The following is a 23,952-nucleotide window of genomic DNA, read 5'->3' as shown; positions in this document are numbered from 1 at the left end:
TGTTGTGTCGGAGCTAAAACCCCAGCGCACCCTTATGAGGCGATATCGACCCGTGTTGGCTTTTTTTGGGGTCAAGCGGCATGAGGTTTTCGCGGTAATTCCAGTTGCTATCCCACAAGCGGCAGTCACTGATAGTGTTACCGTCACAAGATAGTTCTGACATCGACCTACACATAGCAAGGCGCGTACCAGAGTGGTGGCTGAGTCGTTTCAGCCCTTGGTCAATAGAAAAACATTCAACGTTGCGACATTCTCTTAACAGATCAACCCGTCGCGCACCGTTCCGACGCACCCAATCGGAGCGCACGCACATATATGGAGCAGACATGACCGAACCCTTGATTCTTCAGCCCGCCAAGCCCGCAGACGCCTGCGTTATCTGGTTGCATGGCCTGGGTGCTGATCGCTACGACTTTTTGCCGGTGGCGGAAGCGTTGCAGGAAAGCCTGCTGAGCACCCGCTTCGTTTTGCCCCAGGCACCGACACGTCCGGTAACCATAAATGGCGGTTACGAGATGCCGAGTTGGTACGACATCAAGGCCATGAGCCCGGCTCGCTCGATCAGCCTGGAAGAGCTGGAAGCCTCGGCCAAAATGGTCACGGATTTGATCGAAGAACAGAAGAGAACCGGAATAGACGCTTCGCGAATTTTCCTCGCCGGTTTTTCCCAGGGCGGCGCCGTGGTTTTCCACACCGCCTTCCTTAAATGGCAGGGACCGTTGGGTGGCGTAATCGCCCTCTCGACTTATGCACCGACCTTCGGGGATGAGCTGGAGTTGTCCGCCAGCCAGCAGCGCATTCCAACGCTGTGCCTGCACGGCCAATACGACGACGTGGTGCAGAACGCCATGGGCCGCAGCGCCTACGAGCATTTAAACAGCCGTGGTGTCACCGTGACATGGCAGGAATACCCAATGGGTCACGAAGTGTTACCTCAAGAGATCGCCGATATCGGTGCCTGGTTGACCGCCCGGCTGGGCTGAAAACCACAGTTTATGTAGCCGTATGACAGACGCACTACGCCGCGCCCGTTTCTTGCATTACACTGGCCGGCGTACATTCCTTAACCAATTAATGAGATCACCGTGCTCAAAGCACTTAAGAAGATGTTCGGCAAAAGCGAGGCTGAGCCGCTCGCGCCAGTTCCCAGTGCTCCTGTGCCCTCCTCCGGCAGCCGCAATGACGGCCAACAGCCCGGCCGGACCGCACCTGCCGCACAGCCGCAGAAGCCAAAGGTGACCGCGCCCGAACAGGCCCAACCTGTCGAGGCAGCCCCCGCGCCGGCGCCGAAAGCGCCCCGTCGTGAACGCGCACCGAAGCCGCCCGTGACCCCGTGGAAACTCGAAGACTTCGTGGTTGAACCCCAGGAAGGCAAGACCCGCTTCCATGACTTCAAACTGGCCCCGGAACTGATGCATGCCATCCAGGACCTGGGCTTCCCGTACTGCACGCCGATCCAGGCGCAGGTGCTGGGCTTCACCCTCGCCGGCAAAGACGCCATCGGCCGCGCGCAGACCGGCACCGGCAAGACCGCCGCGTTCCTGATCTCGATCATCACCCAGCTGCTGCAAACGCCACCGCCCAAAGAACGCTACATGGGTGAGCCGCGTGCACTGATCATCGCCCCGACCCGCGAGCTGGTGGTACAGATCGCCAAGGACGCCGCCGACCTGACCAAGTACACCGGCCTCAACGTCATGACGTTCGTGGGCGGCATGGACTTCGACAAGCAGCTCAAGCACCTCGAAGCCCGTCACTGCGACATCCTGGTGGCCACGCCAGGCCGCCTGCTCGACTTCAACCAGCGCGGTGACGTGCATTTGGACATGGTTGAAGTGATGGTGCTGGACGAAGCCGACCGCATGCTCGACATGGGCTTTATCCCGCAAGTGCGCCAGATCATTCGCCAGACCCCGCCGAAAAACGAGCGCCAGACCCTGCTGTTCTCTGCGACCTTCACCGAAGACGTGATGAACCTCGCCAAGCAGTGGACCACCGACCCGTCCATCGTCGAGATCGAAGCGCTGAACGTTGCCAGCGAAAACGTTGAGCAACACATCTATGCCGTGGCCGGGGCCGACAAGTACAAGCTGCTCTACAACCTGGTCAACGACAACGGTTGGGAGCGCGTGATGGTGTTCGCCAACCGCAAGGACGAAGTACGCCGCATCGAAGAACGCCTGGTGCGTGATGGCGTCAATGCCGCGCAACTGTCCGGCGATGTGCCGCAGCACAAGCGTATCAAGACCCTGGAAGGTTTCCGCGAAGGCAAGATCCGCGTGCTGGTGGCCACCGACGTGGCCGGGCGCGGTATTCACATCGACGGCATCAGCCACGTGATCAACTTCACCCTGCCGGAAGTGCCGGACGACTACGTGCACCGCATTGGCCGTACTGGCCGTGCCGGGGCGGCGGGTGTTTCGATCAGCTTTGCAGGGGAAGATGACTCGTACCAGCTGCCGTCGATTGAGACGCTTCTGGGTCGCAAGATCAGCTGCGAAACGCCGCCGACGCATTTGCTGCGGGCTGTGGAACGCAAACGCCCTTAATAGCTGAAATGCAGTAGGAAATGTGGGGGCTGGCTTGTGTGGGAGCTGGCTTGCCTGCGATACAGGCACCTCGGTTTTTCCGTTGCACCGAGGAGATGCTATCGCAGGCAAGCCAGCTCCCACACAAGCCAGCTCCCACATTTGGATCTCCATCGATCTTCAGCAGATGCTCACTTCCAGCGCTCCGCCGCCGCGTGATCACTGCCCCGCCCTTCCACCCAGCGCGGGCCTTCAGGCGTGTTTTCCTTCTTCCAGAACGGCGCCCGCGTCTTCAAGTAATCCATCACAAACGCACAGGCATCAAACGCCGCCTGGCGATGCGCGCTGGCCGCCGCAACAAACACAATCGGCTCGCCCGGCTCCAACGCGCCGATCCGGTGCAGCACTTCCAACTTGAGCAACGGCCAGCGCTGCCCGGCTTCCACGGTGATCTTGGCCAGGGCTTTTTCGGTCATGCCGGGGTAGTGCTCCAGGAACATCCCGGACACATCGCGACCGTCATTGAAGTCGCGTACATAACCGACAAAACTCACCACCGCGCCCACGCCGACATTGGCGGCGTGCATGGCGTTGACCTCTGCGCCGGGGTCAAATGCCTCGGCCTGTACGCGAATGGCCATGCTCAGCCTCCGGTCACGGGCGGGAAAAATGCCACTTCATCACCGGCCTGCACCGGTTCGTCGAGGCTGCACAGCTCCTCGTTGCGCGCACACATCAGGCTGCTCTCGTTGAGCACCGCAAACTCAGGGTCTGCCGCCAACGCCAGTCGCACCGCATCGACGGTAGCGAACTCGCCTTCCATCTCCAGCGAATCGAAGCCTGTCGCTTCGGCGTAACGCGCAAAAAACAATACGTTGATGCTCATGCCTGGTCCGCCTTGAAATGCCCGCTTTTGCCGCCAAGCTTTTCCAGCAGGCGAATACTTTCGATGGTCATGCCACGGTCCACCGCCTTGCACATGTCGTAGATCGTCAGCGCGGCGACACTGGCGGCGGTGAGCGCTTCCATCTCCACGCCAGTCTGGCCGCTGAGTTTGCAGCGCGCGAGGATATGCACAGCATCCACACCGTCGGCGCGCAGTTCAACCTTGACGCCGGTCAGCATCAGCGGATGGCACAACGGGATCAGGTCACTGGTTTTTTTCGCCGCCTGGATCCCGGCGATGCGAGCCACGGCAAACACGTCGCCCTTGGGGTGGGCGCCGTCGACAATCATTTTCAGGGTTTCGGGCAGCATGCGCACCCGCGCTTCGGCCACGGCTTCACGGAACGTCACGGCTTTGTCAGTGACGTCGACCATGTGGGCGCGACCTTGGGAATCGAGATGAGTCAGCACAGGGATACTCCTGATCAGGAGCGGCAATTGTAAACCTGTGAGTCAATTTTGCGCAGGGCTGTTTATCCCATGAAAAAAGGGGCGCAAAGCGCCCCTTCAAATACCAACACTTGCGTTAGAACCGGAAAGTAAACCCGGCATTGATTCCGTTGTTGTTACCCCGATTGGACAGCAAACCGCTGTAGTTCAACGACACCAGCGTGTCCTTGGTCAGGGCCATTTCCGCACTGGCCTTGATCACCGCGCCATCGCGGGCCACCGGCACACTATTGACCGCAAACGCGTTGTCGCTGCCGGCAAACTTCAGCGAGGCGTCGCGATCGGTGTCGCCAAACTGATGCTCCCAGCCCAACTCACCGCGCAACGTCACCGCCGAGGTCGAGCTGACCGGCAGTTGGGTATGCGCGCGCAGGCCCAAGGTGGAAAGCGTGGCGTCCTGGCTTTGCTTGCTGGCATGCAAGGCTGCGGCGCCGCCTTTTTCCTTGAACGAATCGCTCTGGTAGTTCAGGTAGGTCAGGTTGGCGAAGGGTTCGAACTGGTTCCATTGGGTGTAACCGATCTCGGCAAACACTTGGTCGGTGCGCGCGTTGTAGTCAGCTTTGTCGTAGTCCGACTGGTTGGCGTACGCCACACGGCGCGAGCTGTCGATACGGTGCCAAGTGGTGGCACCGCCCATGCGCAGGGCAATGGCGTCGAAGCGTTTACCGCCGTAGACCGACAGGTGATAGTTGTCACTGTCCGCCGATGCCGACTCGCCATTGAGATGGCTTTGGGTGTAGCCGGTGGCGGCGCCCACACGCCAGCCGTCGCCGACCTCGGTGTCCAGGCCCAGCAGCACGCCACTGGTAGACGAGGAGTAGCCGCTGGCGTTGTTGTCACCGCTGACGTTATTGCGCCCGCCCAGCAGCTGAACCCAGCCGCCGTTGTCGTGAGTGTCGATCTGCGCGCTGGAGTCCAGCGCCTGAGCCTGTTGCAGACGGCCGTTGACCGCTTCACGAATGTAACGGCTGTCCGCCATTTGCGCTGCGGCCACGTCCGAGTGCAGTTGCCCCGAGAGTTGCTTGAATGCAGCCTGCGCCTGCGCCGCCGAGTCTGAGGCCAGCAGGCTTTCATACACCGGGCTGCCCGCGCCCAAGGCTTCGGCCGCCGTCGCTACGGCGCGTTCGTTGCGGGTTTGCGCGATGCTGGCAAACGTCGTCTGGTTACGCGCCACGGCCAGGCTCAGTTGGTTCGGCTGATAGCTCAACTGCGTGCCGATAAACAGGTAGTTGGGCGTGATCGCTGCAAACTGGCCGTTGATGCCCTGGCTGGCCGTCAGGATGTTGAACTGCTGGCCCACCAGGCTACGGGCCTCAGTGGCAGACAGCAGGTTCGGGCTGTTTTCCAGGGATACGGTCACCACACCTCCGTTAAGGGTGGCGACGCCGCTGCTTTGGATTTGATCACTTTGCCCGTTCGGGCCGACCTCCACGGCATACACCGAACCAGGGTTGAAGGTCACGTCGCCGGTGTGCAGCGTGCCGATCGAGTGGCCCGGCGCCACGCGCCCGCCTGTGTTCACGGTCAAGGCACCCACCGTGCCGTTACCGGCCAGTGTGCCGCCCAACGTGGTCATCACGCCGTTATCCGCATTGCGGGTGCCTACCGCGCTGCCATCCACGGTCACCGCGGAGGTCAACGAGCCGTCTACCGACAGCTTGCCGCCGCGTACCCAGGTGCTGCCCGAATAGGTGTTCTGGCCCTCGAGCACCAGTTCGCCGTCGCCGGACTTGGCCAGGCTGCCGACGTAGGTCGTGCCGGTGAGCAAATCCTTGCCGCGTGCCAGCGTCGCCTGTTCCCGGGCGTGGCCGATTTCATATTCAAACTGGTCATCGTCAGAGGCATTGGCGGGTAAGCCGTTGACCCAGCCTTTCTGTTGCTTGGTGGCCGCCCAGGTGGCTTGTTCGGCGGTGTCTTCTACACGGCGGGCGCGGATTGCCTCATCGGAAATCGGGTTGGCCCAGATATCGCGCGTACCACCCGGCAAGGCCACCGCCACCGAGCCGAGGAACTGCCCCGGCCCTTGCATGGCTTTTTGCAGGTTGGGCAAGCCCCAACCGCTGACCACGCCCGGCACTTGCGGCGTGCCTGGCGCGGCGTCGTGCACCGGTTGCAGGTTGTCGTAGGTGCGGCCACCGGTCAGGTCGCCCACCGGCGTATCGGGACCGTCCGGCGCTTGCAGGCTGGAGGTAGTCAGCAACACATCCCGCGCCTGGCTGGCGGTCATGTAAGGGAAGCGTTGAATCACCAGCGCCAGCGCCCCGGAGACGCTCGGCGCAGCCGCAGAGGTGCCGTTGGCGTTGGGGATAATTTCCCCTTCGGGTCCGGTGGACGGGATGCCTGAAACGCCCATCACGCACCACCACTTCGACGTGCCACAGCGGTTGTAGACCTGGGCGCTGGTCTCGTCGTAGCCGGTGATCGAGAGGAATTTGCTCTCGATATCGGGCTTGAAAAACGGCAGGTTGGCGTTGGTGTCCGGGTTGGCGCCGTGGCTGTCGTTGCCCGCCGAGATAATCTGGATAAAGGTGTTTTGCCGCGCGGCGTCAGCCATCGCGTCCATCCAGGTCTTTTGCCCGGCGTGGGCCTTGTCCCAGAACGGGCGATAGGCAGCGGTCATGTCGCGCAAATTATCGGCCGCGCTGTCGCCTACGTTGCCGAAGTGGTTTTCCACATCATTGCGCGAATTCTGGCCCCAGCTCTGGTTGACGATCGAGACGTTCTTCGCCGCCAGCGCGTTGTAGCTGGCCATGAACGCGTTGTAGTCCAGGTCATTGGAGCCCTGGAAACGGTTGTCATCGGTGCCGCCGGTATTGGCGACAAAAATATTCGCGTCAAACGCAATGCCATGCATGCCGGTGCCGTTGCGGCTGGCGCCCAGTACGCCGGACATCTCCGTGCCGTGACCGTCATTGATCTTCGGGTCGTACTCGCCGGAAATACTGAAGTGCTCGCCTTTTTGGAACTGGCCGTCCGGCGTGTCATGAATGTAACGCGGGTGGGTGGCGTAGTACTCGCCGGTGGAGGTCACTGCCTGCACTCGGTCCTGGCCCTGGGCATTCTTGCCCTGGAACTCGAAGTGTTCAGTGAGGATGCCTGAGTCGAGCACGCCGACGTTCACGCCCTTGCCGGTCATGCCCAAGGCATACGCGTAATACGCGTTGGTGCGGTCCAGGCCGGAGTTGACCTGGGCTTCGGGGGTTTTCCAGGTTTGCGCGTTGGCGCTCCAGTCACGGGTGGCGCCCGCCCAGGATTGGCCGGCATTCAGTTGCGCGTTGAGGTTGCTGCTCACGCCAGGCTCTACGTAGGTGTAGGGCTTGGCCGCCGGCAGGTTGGCGATAATGGCCTTGGAGAAGTCGAGAATATTGGTGGTATAGCGCCCGCTGTTGCTGAACAGCCGGCTGCGGTAGTAATCCAGGCGCGAGGCGTAGTCCAGCGGACGCTTGGTATCGCCGAGCATGGCGCCGATGGTGAGGTTTTCCGGTTGCAGTTCGTAGTTTTGCTTGAGGGCCGAATCGAACTTGCCGGACTGTGCGGCAAAATCCTTGGCCGCAAGGTCGACGATATCGGCGTAGGCGAACCGCAGGTTTTTATACACATCGGTGTTGGGGCCAAACGAGGCAACGGCTTTTCTGAAGGCCGACTCCAGCACTGGCGACGTGTAGGGGTTGGCGTCATCGGCCCAGGCCATGGAGCCCTGGCCCAGCCATAAGGCCAAGCCGAGTGCGATGGGTGTAAGGGGTATCGATTTTGAGCCTGTGGCGCGCTTGCGTTTTTGCGACAAAGTGAAGCCATTACCTGCTGCGTCCATTTTCCTTTCCCTTTGGATATGTGCTTCGTCAATGAGCGATGTATCGGGCTTTTTGTAATAGGCAGGATCACGCGCAAGACCAACGCCGGGTCTTGAATAAATCGTCGAATCAAAGCGATCGCGTTTCGACGGGGTTACGCTGTTTTCTTAGAGTTTTCGGCGATAAAAAATGTAACAAAATAATTACAAAGCCTACAAGCACCCAGGACGCATTAACGAAGACAAATGTCGCCCATAACAAAAACCCCGAACTTCGCGAGAAATCCGGGGTATTTTGTGGCATTTAGCCACTAACTACAGCATGGGCGATTACAGATGGGATTCGGCGTACTCGGCCAGGATCGAACGAGGTACCCCTTGCAGCGCGATATGCACGCCGTTCGGGAAGTCTTTAAAGCGTTCCGTCAGGTAGGTCAGCCCGGAGCTGGTCGCGGACAGGTAAGGGGTGTCGATCTGTGCCAGGTTGCCCAGGCACACCACTTTGGAACCGGCGCCAGCACGGGTGATGATGGTTTTCATCTGGTGCGGCGTGAGGTTCTGGCATTCATCGATCAAAATCAGGCTCTGCTGGAAGCTGCGACCTCGGATGTAATTGAGGGATTTGAACTGCAACGGCACTTTGCTGAGGATGTAGTCGACGCTGCCATGGGTGTTTTCGTCATCCATGTGCAAGGCTTCGAGGTTGTCGGTGATCGCCCCCAGCCACGGCTCCATTTTTTCCGCTTCGGTGCCGGGTAGAAAGCCGATCTCCTGGTCCAGGCCCTGCACGCTGCGGGTGGCGATGATGCGGCGATAACGCTTGGTCACCATGGTTTGCTCAATGGCGGCCGCCAGGGCGAGGATGGTTTTCCCCGAGCCTGCAGCGCCGGTCAGGTTGACCAGGTGAATGTCCGGGTCGAGCAGCGCATAGAGCGCCAGGCTCTGGTAGATGTCACGCGGTTTCAGGCCCCAGGCTTCCTGATGCAACAGGGGTTCCTGATGCAGGTCGAGGATCAGCAGTTTGTCGACCTGGATCTCTTTGATCCAGCCCACAAAACCCTGTTCGTCGATGATGAATTCATTGATGTGCACGGCCGGCAGGTTGTCGATCAACTGCACCTGGTGCCAGGTACGGCCATGGTCCTGACGGGTTTCGACCTTGCTGACAAGATCCCAGAAAGAGCCGGTCACGGTGTGATAACCCCGCGACAGCATCGACACGTCGTCGACGAGTTGGTCGGTACTGTAGTCCTCGGCAGCGATCCCACACGCTCGTGCCTTGAGGCGCATATTGATGTCTTTGGTCACCAGCACCAGGCGCAGGTCCTTGTCGCGCGCGTGCAGGTCGATCAATTGGTTGATGATTTTGTTGTCGTTGAGGTTTTCCGGCAGCAGGCTGTTGGGCTCGCTGCGCTTGCTCATCAGAATCGACAGCAAGCCCTTCGGCCCGCTTTTGCCACGCTGGATCGGCACGCCGACTTCAACGTCCTCGGGTGAGGCTTCGCCCAGGGTCTTGTCGATCAGGCGGATCGCCTGGCGGCATTCGGCAGCCACGCTGTGGTGCCCGCTTTTGAGTTTGTCGAGCTCCTCAAGCACGATCATCGGGATGGCGACGTGGTGTTCTTCGAAGTTAAGCAGTGCGTTTGGATCGTGGATCAATACGTTGGTATCAAGCACATAAAGGATTGGCTGGTCGGAAGAAGGGTTACGTCCATGATCATCCATACTCGGTCACCTTTGTGGGAGCCATTCGACGCAATACCTGGGCGGTGCTGCGCCTCGATTCGACCACCGACTGCACCTGAGTGACGTCAAGTGCAGTGCCCACATGAGGAGTCTTGGAAGACGCCACCTGTGTTGCAGGGTTCGGCGATCTGACTTCGTAATACCGCAAAACCCATGACAGGAAAAAGCACTTTGACGCTTTTTTTAAATTTATTTTTCAGGATGACGAATAGCACTAGCCGAGTGCCAGTGACCCCGTTAAAGTCGGAAGTCCGCCTGCATCGAAATGTCGCACAAAATCACCCCTGAATTCCCCCATCCCTAACAGGGCCGGGCACTTCAGCGAAATGCCTCCCGGCAGTCCTGCCACCCCAAGCCACTTTGCGCCGTTGCCTGCAATAACATCGGCAATGCCACCCGCGCCTTGTCCTGGGTGTCGTGAAACACGATCACGCCTTTGCGCCACAGCAGCATCAACGTCAGCACCCGTTGCGCCGACTCATCGGCCTTGAGTTTGCCCGGTTCGTCCTGGGAGTCGATGTCCCACAACGCCACCTGCAAACCCTGGGATTGGAAGAAACCCTGGCTGTCGGCACGGCGCTGGCCATAGGGCGGGCGAAACAGCGGAACGTAGTTTTCCGGCATCAGGTTCTGCACCAGCGCAGCGCTGCGCGTAATCGAGCTTTGCCACTCGACCCAATGGCTGTGGGAGCGGTATTGCCAACCCTGGGTGCCCACGCACTGGCCTTGGTACAAGGCCTGCACGTCACTGCTGGAACTGCGCTCCACACGGGTTTGCAAACTGCTGCCAAGGGCAAAGAACATGGCGTTCATCTTCTGCTTGCGCAGGTAGTCGGTGAGCCAGTCGGTATTGCCGCTGACCGGCGCCGGGCCGCCGTCGAAGGTCAGCAGGAACAGACGGTCGTTGAACTCGTCGCCATTGCGTTCGTGGTCACCAAAGCGCAGCACTTCGCTGCTGATCTGCGGGAACAGCGCGGCTTTGCGCAACAGCTCCTCCAGGTAGCGTTCATGGAAGTTATGGCTAGGCCCGGCCCAGCCTATATAGAAGGAGTTATCGCTGACCTGGAACTTGCCGGCCTGCTCGCGCAGATCGTCCATGTTTTCCACCAGGTAGCAGAACGAGGCGTCCTCTTCGCAGCTCTGCTGGGCCGCCGTGTAGTTTTCCAGCAGGCGCTGCCAGAGCTGGCGACGCAGGTCGTCGATGGCGGCGAGGTTGATGTTTTTCAGACCAAGACGCTGCTTGAGGGCGGCCTCATCCTGGTTTTCGCTGGCCAGCAGGCTATGGGCGAACATCAGGATTTCAGCGCGCGAAGCGACATCGAACAGCGCCGGGCTGCTGAGCTTTTCGGGCCAGATGCCACGGTCCAGGCTGGCGACATCCACCGGCGCGGCGCTGGCGTTCAGGCACAGTAAGCAGGCTGACAATAATAGTGCTAGGCGCACGCAGGGTCTCCCTCTCCAGAGTTACCGCCCATCATAGCGGATCGTGCCTATCGCCATCATAGGTGGAGTCAAACCACTCAACCCCCTAGAATCCCTGCCACGATTACAGGAGCCAACTTCATGCTGATGGTGATTTCCCCCGCCAAAACCCTCGACTTCGAGTCAAAGCCGGCAACCCCACGCTTCACTCAACCGCAATACCTCGACCACTCCCAGGAGCTGATCGAACAATTGCGCGAATTGAGCCCGGCGCAAATCAGCGAGTTGATGCACGTCTCCGACAAAATCGGCGGCCTCAATGCCGCCCGTTTCGGCAGCTGGACCCCGGCCTTCACACCGGCCAATGCCAAGCAGGCGCTGCTGGCGTTCAAGGGCGACGTCTACACCGGCCTGAATGCCGAAACCTTCAGCGATGCCGACTTCAGCTACGCCCAGGACCACCTGCGCATGCTCTCGGGCCTCTACGGCCTGCTGCGCCCGCTGGACCTGATGATGCCGTACCGCCTGGAGATGGGCACCAAACTGCCCAACGCCCGCGGCAAAGACCTCTACGCATTCTGGGGCACGCGCATCAGCGAATGGCTCAATGAAGCGCTGGCCGAACAAGGCGACGACGTGCTGCTCAACCTGGCCTCCAACGAGTACTTCTCGGCGGTCAAGCGCACGGCTCTGAACGCACGGATCATCAACACCGAGTTCAAGGACCTGAAGAACGGCCAGTACAAGATCATCAGCTTCTACGCCAAAAAGGCGCGGGGCATGATGAGCCGTTTTGTGATTGAAGAACGCATCAATGATCCTGCCAAACTGAAGCAGTTTGATGTGCAGGGTTATCGCTTCAATGCGGAGCAGTCCAAGCCGGATAATTTGGTGTTCCTGCGCGATCACGCACCGGAATAGCGCCCGCTCTCACGCTGTAGTTCAACTGTGGGAGCTGGCTTGCCTGCGATAGCTGTGGGTCAGTCAGTATTTCTTTACCTGACACTCCGCTATCGCAGGCAAGCCAGCTCCCACATTTTTGTCTGCATTCCACGTCGAAAAAGTCATTTGTTTGACGTCAAAAAAACCTCAAGCAGATTCCTAACGAATCTTTCACTCGACATTCGTCATTTTTTTTCGTAGTGGCACCACTTTTTTCAAACACTAGTGGCACAAAACTATCCCCTCTCTTCAACTCCCCATATCCACTCGCCCAAATAGCAAGTGCTATCAATATAGTACCAGTGCCATCTTTTCTAATATTTCAAGAAATTTCCGGAAACAGGATGAGCGGCCAGGAACTTCACCCTAAAGCACCGCTCATACCACCGGTAACGAAATTCTCTGTTGCTGTAAGAGATGACTTACATGACCAACCCACGGAAGTAGCAAAGTTGTCATATTTCAACTTTGACTCAGGAGTCATATTGCCAATTGATTAGTTGATAGCGGCGACAAGGATGAATCGCCACGCACTGTAAGGCCAAGGCCAAGCTTCCCCTAATGGGTCAGTGATACAACCCAAGACATTGATATTTAAAGGCTATCAGCCTCTATCAAGGCCCTGCGGCACTGACGCCAGGCCCTTCTCCCAGGAAGGCCGGCTGCATTTGAGGGCAAGCTCCAATAACAAGGCCACGTTGCGCACACCTTGGGTGCACTTATTAGTCACTCGTCATTAAACATGCCTGCACGCGGTAAGTCGGCGTCTATTCGCCCAACTTTCGCGGCATCAGTGACGCTTGCAAACATGAACTCCAGCCATCTAATGGCCTGTATTAAACAAAGAGGTAATTGCGATGCGCATCAGCATATTTGGTTTGGGTTACGTTGGCGCAGTCTGTGCCGGTTGCCTGTCTGCCCGTGGCCATGAAGTGGTCGGCGTAGACATCTCCAAGGATAAGATCGACCTGATCAATGCGGGTAAATCGCCGATCGTTGAACCGGGTCTGGGCGAACTGTTGAGCCAAGGCATCGCAAACGGTCGACTGCGCGGCACTACCAACTTCGCCGACGCCATCCGCGATACCGACCTGTCGATGATTTGCGTGGGCACGCCGAGCAAGAAAAACGGCGACCTGGAACTCAACTACATCGAAGCGGTATGCCGCGAGATCGGTTTTGTCCTGCGTGACAAAACCACCCGTCACACCATCGTAGTGCGCAGTACCGTACTGCCAGGCACCGTGGCCAACGTAGTGATCCCGATTCTGGAAGACTGCTCCGGCAAAAAAGCCGGTGTCGACTTCGGCGTGGCGGTGAACCCTGAGTTCCTGCGTGAATCCACCGCCATCGCCGACTATGACCTGCCGCCAATGACCGTCATCGGTGAGTTCGACAAAGCCTCCGGCGATGTCCTGCAGTCGCTGTACGAAGAACTCGATGCACCGATCATCCGCAAGGACATCGCCGTCGCCGAGATGATCAAGTACACCTGCAACGTGTGGCACGCCACCAAGGTCACTTTCGCCAACGAGATTGGCAACATCGCCAAGGCCGTCGGCGTCGATGGCCGTGAAGTGATGGAAGTGGTGTGCCAGGACAAGACGCTCAACCTGTCCCAGTACTACATGCGCCCAGGCTTCGCGTTCGGCGGCTCGTGCCTGCCCAAAGACGTGCGCGCCCTCACCTACCGCGCCAGCTCGCTGGATGTGGAAGCGCCGCTGCTCAACTCGCTGATGCGCAGCAACGAGTCCCAGGTACAGAACGCCTTCGACATCGTCGCCGGCCATGACAAACGCAAAGTCGCCCTGCTGGGCCTGAGCTTCAAGGCCGGCACCGACGACCTGCGCGAAAGCCCGCTGGTCGAACTGGCGGAAATGCTGATCGGCAAGGGTTTTGACCTGAGCATCTACGACAGCAACGTCGAATACGCCCGTGTCCACGGCGCGAACAAGGACTACATCGAAGGCAAGATCCCGCATGTGTCGTCCCTGCTCAATTCCGACTTCGACAACGTGATCAACAACTCCGACGTGATCATCCTCGGCAACCGTGACGAGAAATTCCGTGCCCTGGCGCACAACGCACCTCACGGCAAACAGGTGATCGACTTGGTGGGCTTCATGTCCCAGGCCACCAGTGTCAGCAGCCGTACCGAAGGCATTTGCTGGTAACAGCGACGGCAAGTTTCGGGTTGCACGTGTCTTTATCCCCAGCGCGTGCAGCCTGAAGCCTCCTTCCCTTCCGGATGACGCTTATGTCCAAGTTAAAACATGTATTACTGCAATCGGCCGGCTGGTTGTTCTTCCTCAGCCTGCTGATGGGTCTCGCCCTGCTGTTGCCGGCCAGTACGTTCGACTCGCAGTCGAAGAATTTTATTTTCCTGATTGGCGCCGTCGGTATCTGGCGCTACTCGATGGGTGCTACGCATTTCTTTCGCGGCATGCTGTTCCTGTACGTGGTCTACCCGCACTTGCGCCGCAAGGTGCGCAAGCTGGGCAAGGCGGCCGACCCGTCCCACGTATTCCTGATGGTCACCAGTTTCCGTATCGACGCGCTGACCACCGCGCAGGTCTACAGCTCGGTGATTCGCGAAGCCATCGAGTGCGGCTTCCCAACCACCGTGGTGTGCTCGCTGGTGGAGATGTCCGATGAGCTGCTGGTGAAAAGCCTGTGGGAACGCATGAACCCGCCGGAGCGCGTAAAGCTCGACTTCGTGCGCATCGCCGGCACCGGCAAACGCGACGGCCTGGCCTTTGGTTTCCGCGCCATTTCGCGCCACTTGCCGGACGACCGCGCCGTGGTAGCGGTGATCGACGGCGACACCGTGCTCGCCGAAGGCGTAGTGCGCAAGACCGTGCCGTGGTTCCAGCTGTTTGGCAATGTCGGTGGCCTGACCACTAACGAATTCTGCGAAGTACGCGGCGGCTACATCATGAGCGAATGGCACAAGCTGCGCTTCGCCCAACGCCACATCAACATGTGCTCCATGGCCCTGTCCAAGCGCGTACTGACCATGACCGGTCGTATGTCGGTGTTCCGCGCCAACGTGGTGACCGACCCCGGCTTTATCGCCGACGTGGAAAGCGACTCGCTGCAACACTGGCGCCTGGGCCGCTTCAAGTTTTTGACCGGTGACGACAAGTCGAGCTGGTTCAGCCTGATGCGCCTGGGCTACGACACCTTCTACGTGCCGGACGCCGCGATCCACACCGTGGAACACCCGCCGGAAAAGAGCTTTATCAAGGCCAGCCGCAAGCTGATGTTCCGCTGGTACGGCAACAACCTGCGCCAGAACTCCCGCGCCCTGGGCCTGGGTATGCGTCGGTTGGGCCTGTTCACCAGCATCGTGTTGTTCGACCAACGCGTATCGATGTGGACCTCCCTGCTCGGCCTGACCGTGGCGATCATCGCCACCTTCAAATACGGCGGCGCGTTCATCCTCGCGTACCTGCTGTGGATCGGTATCACCCGCCTGATCCTGACCCTGCTGCTGTCGTGCTCCGGCCACAAGATCGGCCCGGCCTACCCGGTGATTCTCTATTACAACCAGATCATGGGCGCGCTGGTGAAGATCTACGTGTTCTTCCGCCTTGATCAACAGTCCTGGACCCGCCAGGACACCAAACTGACCCGCGATTTGGCCAGCTTTCAACGTTGGTTCAACACCTGGTCGTCTCGGACCATGACCTTCTCCGCCGGCAGCATTTTCGTCGCCGTGTTGCTGATGATGGTCTGACCCAGCCAAGCCTGAATTAACTAGGAAATCGAACATATGAACAGCCCAGTAAACGCCAACGTTGTCCACGAATCCGAAGCCCAGCGCCAACATGCCCGGGTCAAAATCCCGGCCAAGCTGCGCTTCTTCAACACCGACCGTACCCAGACCGAAGCACGGGTGATCGACCTGTCCGCCGGTGGCCTGGCGTTCACCGCCACCCAGCCGCTGACCGTCGGTGAAGTGCACAAGGGCCGCCTGCAGTTCGTGATCGATAACCTCGGTTTGGCGATGGATGTAGAGCTGCAGATTCGCTCCTACGACCGCCAGAGCGGCCGCACCGGTTGCCAGTTCCAGAACCTCGACGCCCAGGATATTTCCACCCTGCGCCACCTGATCACTTCGCACCTGTCCGGCGACATCGTGACCATGGGCGACGTGCTGGCCACCCTGCAACGCGACAACTTCACCAAGGCGCGCAAGGTCAAGGACGGCGGTAGCGGCATGACCGCGTTCGGCCGCCTGCGCGCGGTGGTGTTCAGCGCCGGGATCTTCATTGTCGGCCTCGCCGCGTTCGGTTTTGTCTTCAAGTCGGTGTACGGCATGTACTTCGTCAGCCACGCCCAGGCCGGCCTCGTCAGCGTGCCCGGCATGAACGTGACCATGCCGCGCGACGGCACCGTGCAGAGCCTGCTCAAAGGCGACGCGGTTGCAGCCAAAGGTGCGCCACTGGCGACGTTCAGCACCAGCATGCTCGATGTGCTCAAGGGCCATCTGGACGAAGACCAGCTGCAACCGGCCAAGGTTGAAGAGCTGTTCGGCAAGCAAATGACCGGCACCCTGACCTCGCCGTGCGATTGCGTGGTCGCCCAGCAATTGGTCGCTGACGGCCAGTACGCCAGCAAGGGCGATGTGATCTTCCAGCTGGTGCCACGCGGCAGCCAGGCCAATGTGGAAGCGCGCTTTACCTATCGCCAGTTCGGTGACGTGCGCCCAGGTACCCAGGTGAACTTCCAGGTCGCCGACGAAGAACAGATCCGTACCGGCACCATCGTCAGCAGCACCAGCCTGAACAGCGCCGACTTGTCTTCCGACATTCGCGTGCAGATCAAGCCGGACGCGCCGCTGGACAGCACCTATGCCGGGCGCCCAGTGGAAGTCACCAGCGACCGCGGCCCTTCGCTGAACTGGCTGATCGATAAAGCCATGGCTCACGGTCTGTAAGCGGAGGACATGCCTGTGAACCCTATTTCAAGCACAACACAGAGCACTGTGGGAGTCGGGCTTGCCCGCGATGGGATCGACTCGGTGCACCTGAAAGACCGAGTTGCCCGCATCGCAGGCAAGCCAGCTCCCACACAGAGCGGGTCGCACTTCGCCTCTGCATTCTGCACATTGGCACTGGCGGTCAGCCTCGCCGGTTGCGCCGGCCTGCCCGACCAGCGCCTGGCCAACGAAGCCCTCAAACGTGGCGACACGGTCACCGCCCAACAGAACTACCAGCAGTTGGCAGACCTGGGCTACAGCGAAGCCCAAGTCGGCCTCGCTGACATCCAGGTCACCACCCGCGATCCCGAGCAGATCCGCCAGGCCGAGGCCACTTACCGCGCGGCCGCCGATACGTCGCCGCGTGCCCAGGCACGTCTGGGCCGCCTGCTGGTGGCCAAACCCGGCGCTACCGAAGCCGAACAGCACGAAGCCGAAGGCCTGTTGAAAAAGGCCTTTGCCAATGGCGAAGGCAACACCCTGATCCCACTGGCGATGCTGTACCTGCAATACCCGCACAGCTTCCCCAACGTGAACGCCCAGCAGCAGATCAGCAAATGGCAAGCGGCGGGTTATCCGGAAGCCGGCCTGGCCCAAGTGCTGCTGTACCGCACCCAGGGCACCTACGAACAGCACCTGGATGATGTGGAGCGCATCTGCAAGGCGGCGCTGAACACCACCGATATCTGCTACGTCGAACTGGCCACGGTCTACCAGAAAAAAGCCGAGCCGGAAAAACAGGCCGAACTGCTCAAGCAGCTCGAAGCCGGCTACGCCCGTGGCACCGTCACCGCCCAGCGTGTCGACAGCGTAGCCCGCGTATTGGGTGACGCGACCCTCGGCCAGCCGGATGAAAAAACCGCCCAGGCGCTGCTGGAAAAAATCGCCCCCGGCTACCCGGCCTCCTGGGTCAGCCTGGCGCAACTGCTCTACGACTTCCCCGAACTGGGCGACGTCGACCAGATGATGAAGTACCTGGACAACGGCCGCGCCGCCGACCAGCCGCGCGCCGAGCTGTTGCTGGGCAAGCTCTACTACGAAGGCAAATGGGTGCCGGCAGACGCCAAGGCTGCCGAAGCGCATTTCGAGAAAGCCGTGGGCCGTGAAGTCGCCGCCGATTACTACCTCGGCCAGATCTACCGCCGTGGCTACCTGGGCAAGGTCTACTCGCAAAAAGCCCTCGACCACCTGCTGACCGCTGCACGCAACGGCCAGAACAGCGCCGACTTCGCCATCGCGCAATTGTTCTCCCAGGGCAAGGGCACCAAGCCCGACCCATTGAACGCCTATGTCTTCAGCCAATTGGCCAAAGCCCAGGACACGCCAGAGGCCAATGACCTGGCCACGCAGCTCGAAGCCCCGCTCACGCCAGAACAACGCGCCGAAGGCCAACGCCTGGTGCAACAGGAACTGGCCACGCGCGGCACCCTGGCCCAGAGCACGCTGCAACTGCACGCCCTGCAAGAAGAAGACGGCGAGGAATCCCTATGAAGCTCAACCCATTCGTCAAGGCCGGTATCGGCCTGACCTTCGCCCTGCTGTGGTCGTGCCCGACCCTGGCCGCGCTGACCGAAGCCAAGAACTTCGGCCTGGAAGTCAAAGCCACCGCACAGTCCGAAGATGACCGCGACCTTGGCACGCAAAAAGGTGGCGATGTGAACGGCATCGGCCTCGACCTGCGCCCGTGGGTCTACGGCGAAAGCGGCGCGTGGAGCGCCTACGCCATGGGTCAGGCGGTCGTGTCGAGTGACATCATCGAGACCGACCCCTTGCAACAATCGGCCGATGACGAAAATCAGCAAACCACCAACAACGACCGCAAGTCCAAGAAAAACTACCTGGCCATGCGCGAGTTCTGGGTCGGCTACAGCGGTTTCACGCCTTACCCGGGCGAGCTGCTCAAGCTGGGTCGCCAACGCCTGCGCAATGACGACGGCCAATGGCGCGACACCAATATCGAAGCGCTGAACTGGACCTTCGATACCACCCTGCTCAAGGCCAATGTCGGCGTCGCCGAACGCTTCAGCGAATACCGCACCGACCTCAAGGAACTGTCGCCCAAGGACAAGGACCGCCAGCACCTCTACGCCGACGCCGCCTACCAGTGGACCCCAGGCCAGTGGATCGGCTTGCGCGCCCACCACACCCATGACAACGGTAAGCTCGACTACCCGGAACCGGGCGTGGCGACCGACTCGTTGGACAAGCGCGAAAACGGCGACCTGACCTGGCTCGGCATCGAAGCCAACAGCGACGCCTATAGCTTGAACAACAGAAACACGGTCAACTACTGGGCCAGCGTCACCGGCATGAAAGGCAACCGCGACACGGTCAACGCCCTGAACGCCGACGGCACTCGCCCAACCCAGGCCAAACGCAGCGACGACGTGAATGGCTGGGCCACTGACATCGGCGTGCGCCTGCGCCTCGACCCGCAGTGGCAAGTCGGTGCGGCTTATTCCCGTGCCAGCGCCGAGTACGAGCAGAACGGCCTGCAAAGCAACCGTTCGAACTGGACCGGCACCCAGTCCCGCGTGCATCGCTTTGGGGAAGCGTTTCGCGGCGAGATGAACAACATGCAGTCCATGAGCCTGTTCGGTTCCTGGCAGCTGCGCGAGGATTACGACGCCAGCCTGGTCTATCACAAATTCTGGCGCGTGGACGGCAACAAGCCGGTGGGCAGCAACGGCATCGATGCGGTGCAGAACAACACCGACGACGTGACCGGCGCGATCCTGTCCAGCACCTCGTTACCGCTGGAAGACGGCAAAAAAGACCTGGGTCAGGAGATGGACCTGGTGGTCACCAAATACTTCAAGAAAGGCCTGCTGCCGGCCGCGCTCAGCCAGTCGATCGACGAGCCGTCGGCACTGGTGCGCTTTCGTGCAGGCGTGTTCAAGCCGGGTGACGCCTACGGCAGCCAGGTCGACTCGTACATGCACCGCGCGTTTGTCGACGTGATCTGGAAATTCTGATGGGAGCCTGCGCAATGAATGCTCAAAGCCTACTCGTCGCGGCAATGCTGATGGCCAGCGCCACAGCGTTTGCCGATACGGCGGCCAAGGCGCCGACCATCGCCAAGGAACTGCAACAGGCCAAGACCTACACCATTTCCAGCCCGCCCACCGCGCCGCTGGAACTGCCCAAGCCTGCGCTGCCCGACCTGACTGGCTACACCGCAGCGGCTATGGAAAAGAAGATCGTGCGCAGCAAACCGGGCAAAGTCAGCATCCGCCGCATGATGCAGGAAGACGCGCTCAAGGACTTTATCGGCGGCGATAACAAGATGGCCGAATGGGTGGTACGCCAGCACGGCATTCCCCAGGCGATCTTTGTCGACGACGGCTACCTGAACCTCAAGGACCTGCTCGGCAAAGTGCCCAAGCAGTACCTCAGTGAAACCTCGCCGGGCGTGTTTCTGGCCAAGCTGCCGATTGTGGTCGGGCGCAAAGGCATCCTCGACATCGACAAGCAGACCCAGGAGCTGCGCCTGTCCCAGCAAGCCGGTTCGTTCCTGATCAACGACGGCCAGCTGTTTGTGCGTGACACCAAAATCACCGGCTGGGACGAAAAGACCAACGGCCCGGCGCTGTTCAAGTCGCCCAAGGAGTTCCGCCCGTTCCTGCTGGCCTGGGGCGGCACCGAAACCTACATCTCCAAGACCAAGATGGCCAGCTTCGGCTACGCCAACAGTAAGTCTTACGGCGTGAGTATTTCCCAGTACACGCCGAACATGGCCAAGGTGCTCAAGCGCGCGGAACCGACCGGCTGGATCATCGATTCCGAGTTCTCGGACATGTGGTACGGCTTCTATTGCTACGAGACCACGGGCTTTGTGATCAAGGGCAACACCTACAAAGACAACATCGTCTACGGCATCGACCCGCACGACCGTTCCCACGGCCTGATCATTGCTGACAACACCGTCTACGGCACCAAGAAGAAGCACGGGATCATCATTTCCCGTGAGGTCAACGACAGCTTCATCTTCAACAACCGCAGCTACGACAACAAGCTCTCGGGCCTGGTGATCGACCGTAACAGCGTCAACAACCTGATCGCCGACAACGAGATCTACCGCAACCACACCGACGGCATCACCCTCTATGAGAGCGGCGACAACCTGTTGTGGGGCAACAAGGTCATCGCCAACCGTCGCCACGGCATCCGCGTGCGTAACAGCGTGAACATTCGCCTGTACGAGAACTCCGCCATGGCCAACGGGCTGACCGGCGTGTACGGGCACATCAAGGATTTGACCGACACAGACCGCGACATCGCCCTCGACCCGTTTGACGCGAAAGTCTCGCTGATCGTGGTCGGCGGCGAGCTGGCCGGCAACGGCAGCGGGCCGCTGTCGATTGATTCGCCGTTGAGCATCGAGCTGTACCGCGTGTCGATGCTGGCGCCGACCAAATCCAGCGGCATCAGCTTTGCCGGTGTGCTGGGCGATCGCCAGGAAGAGATTCTCGACCTGCTGGTGCGCCAGCAGAAAGCCGTGCTGATCGACCCTGTCGAACGCCAGACCCAAATGCAGGACTGAGGATGACCCTTATGCACCCACACATGATCAAACTGCTGAGCCTCTCGGGTCTGACCCTCGGCCTGCTGGCGGCCAGCCAGGGCGTGCGCGCCGACGAAATCAAGGCGCCGACCTTTACCGCCGAACCGTGCTGCAGCCTGTGCCCGGCCGCCCATGACGCGAAGAACTACACCACGCGCTACCAGCAGAACTTCACCACCCTGGTGCAAGCCCAGGGCGACTGGCTGTTCCGTACCCAGGAAGATTTGCGCACCGAATTCGACACCAGCCCCGCTGGCTACAAACGCATGCAGCAACTGCACGATGCGTTCAAGGCCAAGGGCGTGGAACTGGTGGTGGTGTACCAGCCGACCCGAGGCCTGGTGAACCGCAACAAGCTCAACCCCGAGGAAAAAGCCGCGTTCAATTTTGACAAGGCGCTGGGCAACTACAAAAGCATGCTCGGCCGTTTCGCCAAGATGGGTTATGTGGTGCCGGACCTGTCGCCGTTGACCAACGAGCAACTGCCGGATGAACTGCCGGCCCACGATTTCTACTTCCGTGGTGACCAGCACTGGACCCCGTACGGCGCTCAGCGCACGGCAAAAATCGTCGGCGCCAAAGTGCGGGCCATGCCCGAGTTTGCCGATATTCCCAAGCGCGAATTCGAAACCAAACGCTCCGGGCGCATGGGCAAGACCGGCACCCTGCACAACATGGCCGGGCAACTGTGCGGCACCAGCTACGCGATCCAGTACATGGACCAATTCACCACCGAGCCCAAAGGCGAAGCCGGTGATGGCGACCTGTTCGGCGATTCGGGCAACCCGCAGATCACCCTGGTGGGCACCAGCCACAGCGGCAAGAACTACAACTTCGCCGGCTTTCTGGAGCAGGAAATCGGTGCCGACATCCTTAACGTCGCCTTCCCTGGCGGCGGCCTGGAAGGTTCGATGATCCAGTACCTGGGCAGCGACGAGTTCCAGAAAACCCCGCCGAAAATCCTTATCTGGGAATTCTCGCCGCTGTACCGCCTCGACCAGGAAACCATCTACCGCCAGATGATGGCGCTGCTCGACAACGGCTGCGAAGGCAAGCCTGCGCAAATGAGCGCCAGCACTACGCTCAAACCCGGCAAGAACGAGTTGATGGTCAACAGCTCGAACAAAGACCTGCGCAACGCCAACCATCAGGTCGATATCCGCTTCGCCGACCCGTCGGTGAAAACCCTGCAAGCCACCCTCTGGTACATGAACGGGCGCCACGAGGACATCAAGATCGAGAAACCCGAAACATCCGATACAGACGGGCGTTTCGCCTTTGAACTGCGCACCGATGAAGACTGGGCCTCGCAGAACTTGCTGGCCGTGGAAGTGCAAGGCCCCGAAGCGGGCACTGCCGCGCAGAAAGTCGAAGCGAAAATTTGCACACGCAACGTGTTCCCGGCGAGCGGTCAACAGACCGCCCAGCTTGGGAAGTGAGGTTACTTATGCAGAAATTATTGATTCCAACGCTGCTGGGCCTGGCGATGTTCGCAGGTACAGTCAACGCCGCCGCACCACTGCGTCCACCCCAGGGCTATTTCGCCCCGGTGGAAGCATTCAAGACCGGCGACTTCAAGAATGACTGCGACGCCATGCCGGCGCCGTACACCGGCTCGCTGCAATTTCGCAGCAAGTACGAAGGCTCGGACAAGGCCCGCGCCACCCTGAATGTGCAATCGGAAAAAGCCTTTCGTGACAGCACTGCCGACATCACCAAGCTGGAAAAAGACACCAGCAAACGCGTGATGCAGTTTATGCGCGACGGCCGCCCGGAGCAGCTGGAATGCACACTCAACTGGCTTACGAGCTGGGCCAAAGCGGATGCGTTGATGTCCAAGGACTTCAACCACACCGGCAAGTCCATGCGCAAATGGGCGCTGGGCAGCATGGCCTCGGCCTATGTACGCCTGAAGTTCTCCGACTCGCACCCGCTGGCCAATCATCAGCAGGAATCGCAATTGATCGAGGCCTGGTTCAACAAACTCGCCGATCAAGTGGTCAGCGACTGGGACAACCTGCCCCTGGATAAAACCAACAACCACTCCTACTGGGCCGCTTGGTCGGTGATGGCCACGTCCATCGCCACCAACCGTCGCGACCTGTTTGATTGGGCGGTGAAGGAATACAAGGTCGGCGCCAATCAGGTGGACGCCCAAGGGTTCTTGCCCAACGAACTGAAGCGCCAGCAACGCGCCCTGGCGTACCACAACTACGCGCTGCCGCCGCTGTCGATGATCGCCAGCTTTGCCCTGGTCAACGGTGTGGACCTGCGCCAGGAAAATAACGGCGCGCTCAAACGCCTGGGCGACAAGGTGCTGGCCGGGGTGAAAGACCCGGACATCTTCGAGCAGAAGAACGGCAAAGAGCAGGACATGAAGGACCTCAAGGAAGACATGAAATTTGCCTGGCTTGAGCCCTTCTGCACCCTCTACACCTGCGCGCCGGAGGTGATCGAGCGCAAGCACGGCATGCAGCCGTTCAAGACCTTCCGCCTCGGCGGTGACCTGACCAAGGTCTACGACCCGACGCACGAAAAAGGCAACAAAGGCAGCTGATACACAGCTCCCACACTGAACGCG

General features: G+C 60.1%; 17 protein-coding genes. 11 read left to right on the top strand and 6 right to left on the bottom strand.

The window, feature by feature from the left end; genetic code table 11:
* Positions 1-326 precede the first annotated feature (326 nt).
* Both GIW28_RS13580 and rhlB read left to right on the top strand, forming a co-directional pair.
* On the top strand, positions 327-983 hold the full coding sequence (locus GIW28_RS13580; RefSeq protein WP_017135203.1) for an alpha/beta hydrolase: 657 nt from the start codon (positions 327-329) through the stop codon (positions 981-983).
* Between the two features lie 96 nt (positions 984-1,079).
* Positions 1,080-2,549 carry an ATP-dependent RNA helicase RhlB gene (gene rhlB, locus GIW28_RS13575; protein WP_026013543.1) on the top strand — a complete coding sequence of 490 codons (1,470 nt, stop codon included), beginning with the start codon at positions 1,080-1,082 and terminating at the stop codon, positions 2,547-2,549.
* Positions 2,550-2,719: 170 nt separating this feature from the next.
* Here rhlB and moaE read toward each other — a convergent pair whose 3' ends face one another.
* The 6 genes from moaE to GIW28_RS13545 all read right to left on the bottom strand — a co-directional run bounded on the left by moaE (position 2,720) and on the right by GIW28_RS13545 (position 10,902).
* On the bottom strand, positions 2,720-3,169 hold the full coding sequence (gene moaE / locus GIW28_RS13570; RefSeq protein WP_099548430.1) for a molybdopterin synthase catalytic subunit MoaE: 450 nt from the start codon (positions 3,167-3,169) through the stop codon (positions 2,720-2,722).
* Between the two features lie 2 nt (positions 3,170-3,171).
* On the bottom strand, positions 3,172-3,414 hold the full coding sequence (gene moaD / locus GIW28_RS13565) for a molybdopterin converting factor subunit 1 (protein WP_017135206.1): 243 nt from the start codon (positions 3,412-3,414) through the stop codon (positions 3,172-3,174).
* On the bottom strand, positions 3,411-3,884 hold the full coding sequence (moaC, locus tag GIW28_RS13560; RefSeq protein ID WP_017135207.1) for a cyclic pyranopterin monophosphate synthase MoaC: 474 nt from the start codon (positions 3,882-3,884) through the stop codon (positions 3,411-3,413). The genes moaD and moaC overlap by 4 nt, the downstream gene beginning before the upstream one ends.
* 115 nt (positions 3,885-3,999) lie before the next feature.
* Complete coding sequence (locus tag GIW28_RS13555; RefSeq protein WP_099548427.1) at positions 4,000-7,734, bottom strand: autotransporter domain-containing protein; 3,735 nt, start codon at positions 7,732-7,734, stop codon at positions 4,000-4,002.
* Positions 7,735-8,043: 309 nt separating this feature from the next.
* A complete protein-coding gene (locus tag GIW28_RS13550; RefSeq protein ID WP_012722339.1) occupies positions 8,044-9,438 on the bottom strand; it encodes a PhoH family protein in 1,395 nt (464 codons plus the stop codon).
* 339 nt (positions 9,439-9,777) lie between these two features.
* Positions 9,778-10,902: a polysaccharide deacetylase family protein gene (locus GIW28_RS13545; RefSeq protein ID WP_099548425.1), complete on the bottom strand. Its 1,125-nt coding sequence runs from the start codon at positions 10,900-10,902 to the stop codon at positions 9,778-9,780.
* A gap of 120 nt (positions 10,903-11,022) precedes the next feature.
* Here GIW28_RS13545 and yaaA point away from each other — a divergent pair, with 120 nt between their 5' ends.
* The 9 genes from yaaA to GIW28_RS13500 all read left to right on the top strand — a co-directional run bounded on the left by yaaA (position 11,023) and on the right by GIW28_RS13500 (position 23,928).
* Complete coding sequence (gene yaaA / locus GIW28_RS13540; protein WP_099548424.1) at positions 11,023-11,802, top strand: peroxide stress protein YaaA; 780 nt, start codon at positions 11,023-11,025, stop codon at positions 11,800-11,802.
* Positions 11,803-12,680: 878 nt separating this feature from the next.
* Complete coding sequence (locus GIW28_RS13535) at positions 12,681-13,997, top strand: nucleotide sugar dehydrogenase (protein ID WP_236458959.1); 1,317 nt, start codon at positions 12,681-12,683, stop codon at positions 13,995-13,997.
* A gap of 83 nt (positions 13,998-14,080) precedes the next feature.
* Positions 14,081-15,562, top strand: a complete 1,482-nt coding sequence (gene alg8, locus GIW28_RS13530; RefSeq protein ID WP_032865428.1) for a mannuronan synthase — start codon at positions 14,081-14,083, stop codon at positions 15,560-15,562.
* A 36-nt stretch (positions 15,563-15,598) separates the two neighbouring features.
* Positions 15,599-16,765 (top strand): alginate biosynthesis protein Alg44, encoded by a 1,167-nt coding sequence (locus tag GIW28_RS13525; RefSeq protein WP_236447603.1) that lies wholly within the window; start codon positions 15,599-15,601, stop codon positions 16,763-16,765.
* 9 nt (positions 16,766-16,774) lie between these two features.
* Positions 16,775-18,298, top strand: a complete 1,524-nt coding sequence (gene algK, locus GIW28_RS13520; protein WP_236447604.1) for an alginate biosynthesis TPR repeat lipoprotein AlgK — start codon at positions 16,775-16,777, stop codon at positions 18,296-18,298.
* Positions 18,295-19,782, top strand: a complete 1,488-nt coding sequence (locus tag GIW28_RS13515) for an alginate export family protein (protein WP_236447605.1) — start codon at positions 18,295-18,297, stop codon at positions 19,780-19,782. The genes algK and GIW28_RS13515 overlap by 4 nt, the downstream gene beginning before the upstream one ends.
* Positions 19,782-21,350 (top strand): mannuronan 5-epimerase AlgG, encoded by a 1,569-nt coding sequence (gene algG / locus GIW28_RS13510; RefSeq protein ID WP_236447606.1) that lies wholly within the window; start codon positions 19,782-19,784, stop codon positions 21,348-21,350. Before GIW28_RS13515 ends, algG begins: the two co-directional genes overlap by 1 nt.
* Positions 21,351-21,361: 11 nt before the next feature.
* A complete protein-coding gene (locus GIW28_RS13505) occupies positions 21,362-22,810 on the top strand; it encodes an alginate O-acetyltransferase (RefSeq protein ID WP_177033745.1) in 1,449 nt (482 codons plus the stop codon).
* 8 nt (positions 22,811-22,818) lie between these two features.
* On the top strand, positions 22,819-23,928 hold the full coding sequence (locus GIW28_RS13500; RefSeq protein WP_056858951.1) for a mannuronate-specific alginate lyase: 1,110 nt from the start codon (positions 22,819-22,821) through the stop codon (positions 23,926-23,928).
* Positions 23,929-23,952: the final 24 nt, after the last annotated feature.

This window comes from Pseudomonas sp. PA-5-4B (assembly GCF_021606215.1).
Taxonomy (GTDB): domain Bacteria; phylum Pseudomonadota; class Gammaproteobacteria; order Pseudomonadales; family Pseudomonadaceae; genus Aquipseudomonas; species Aquipseudomonas edaphica.
Note: the sequence above shows the minus strand (reverse complement) of the source record. Positions and strands in the feature narration are given on the sequence as shown.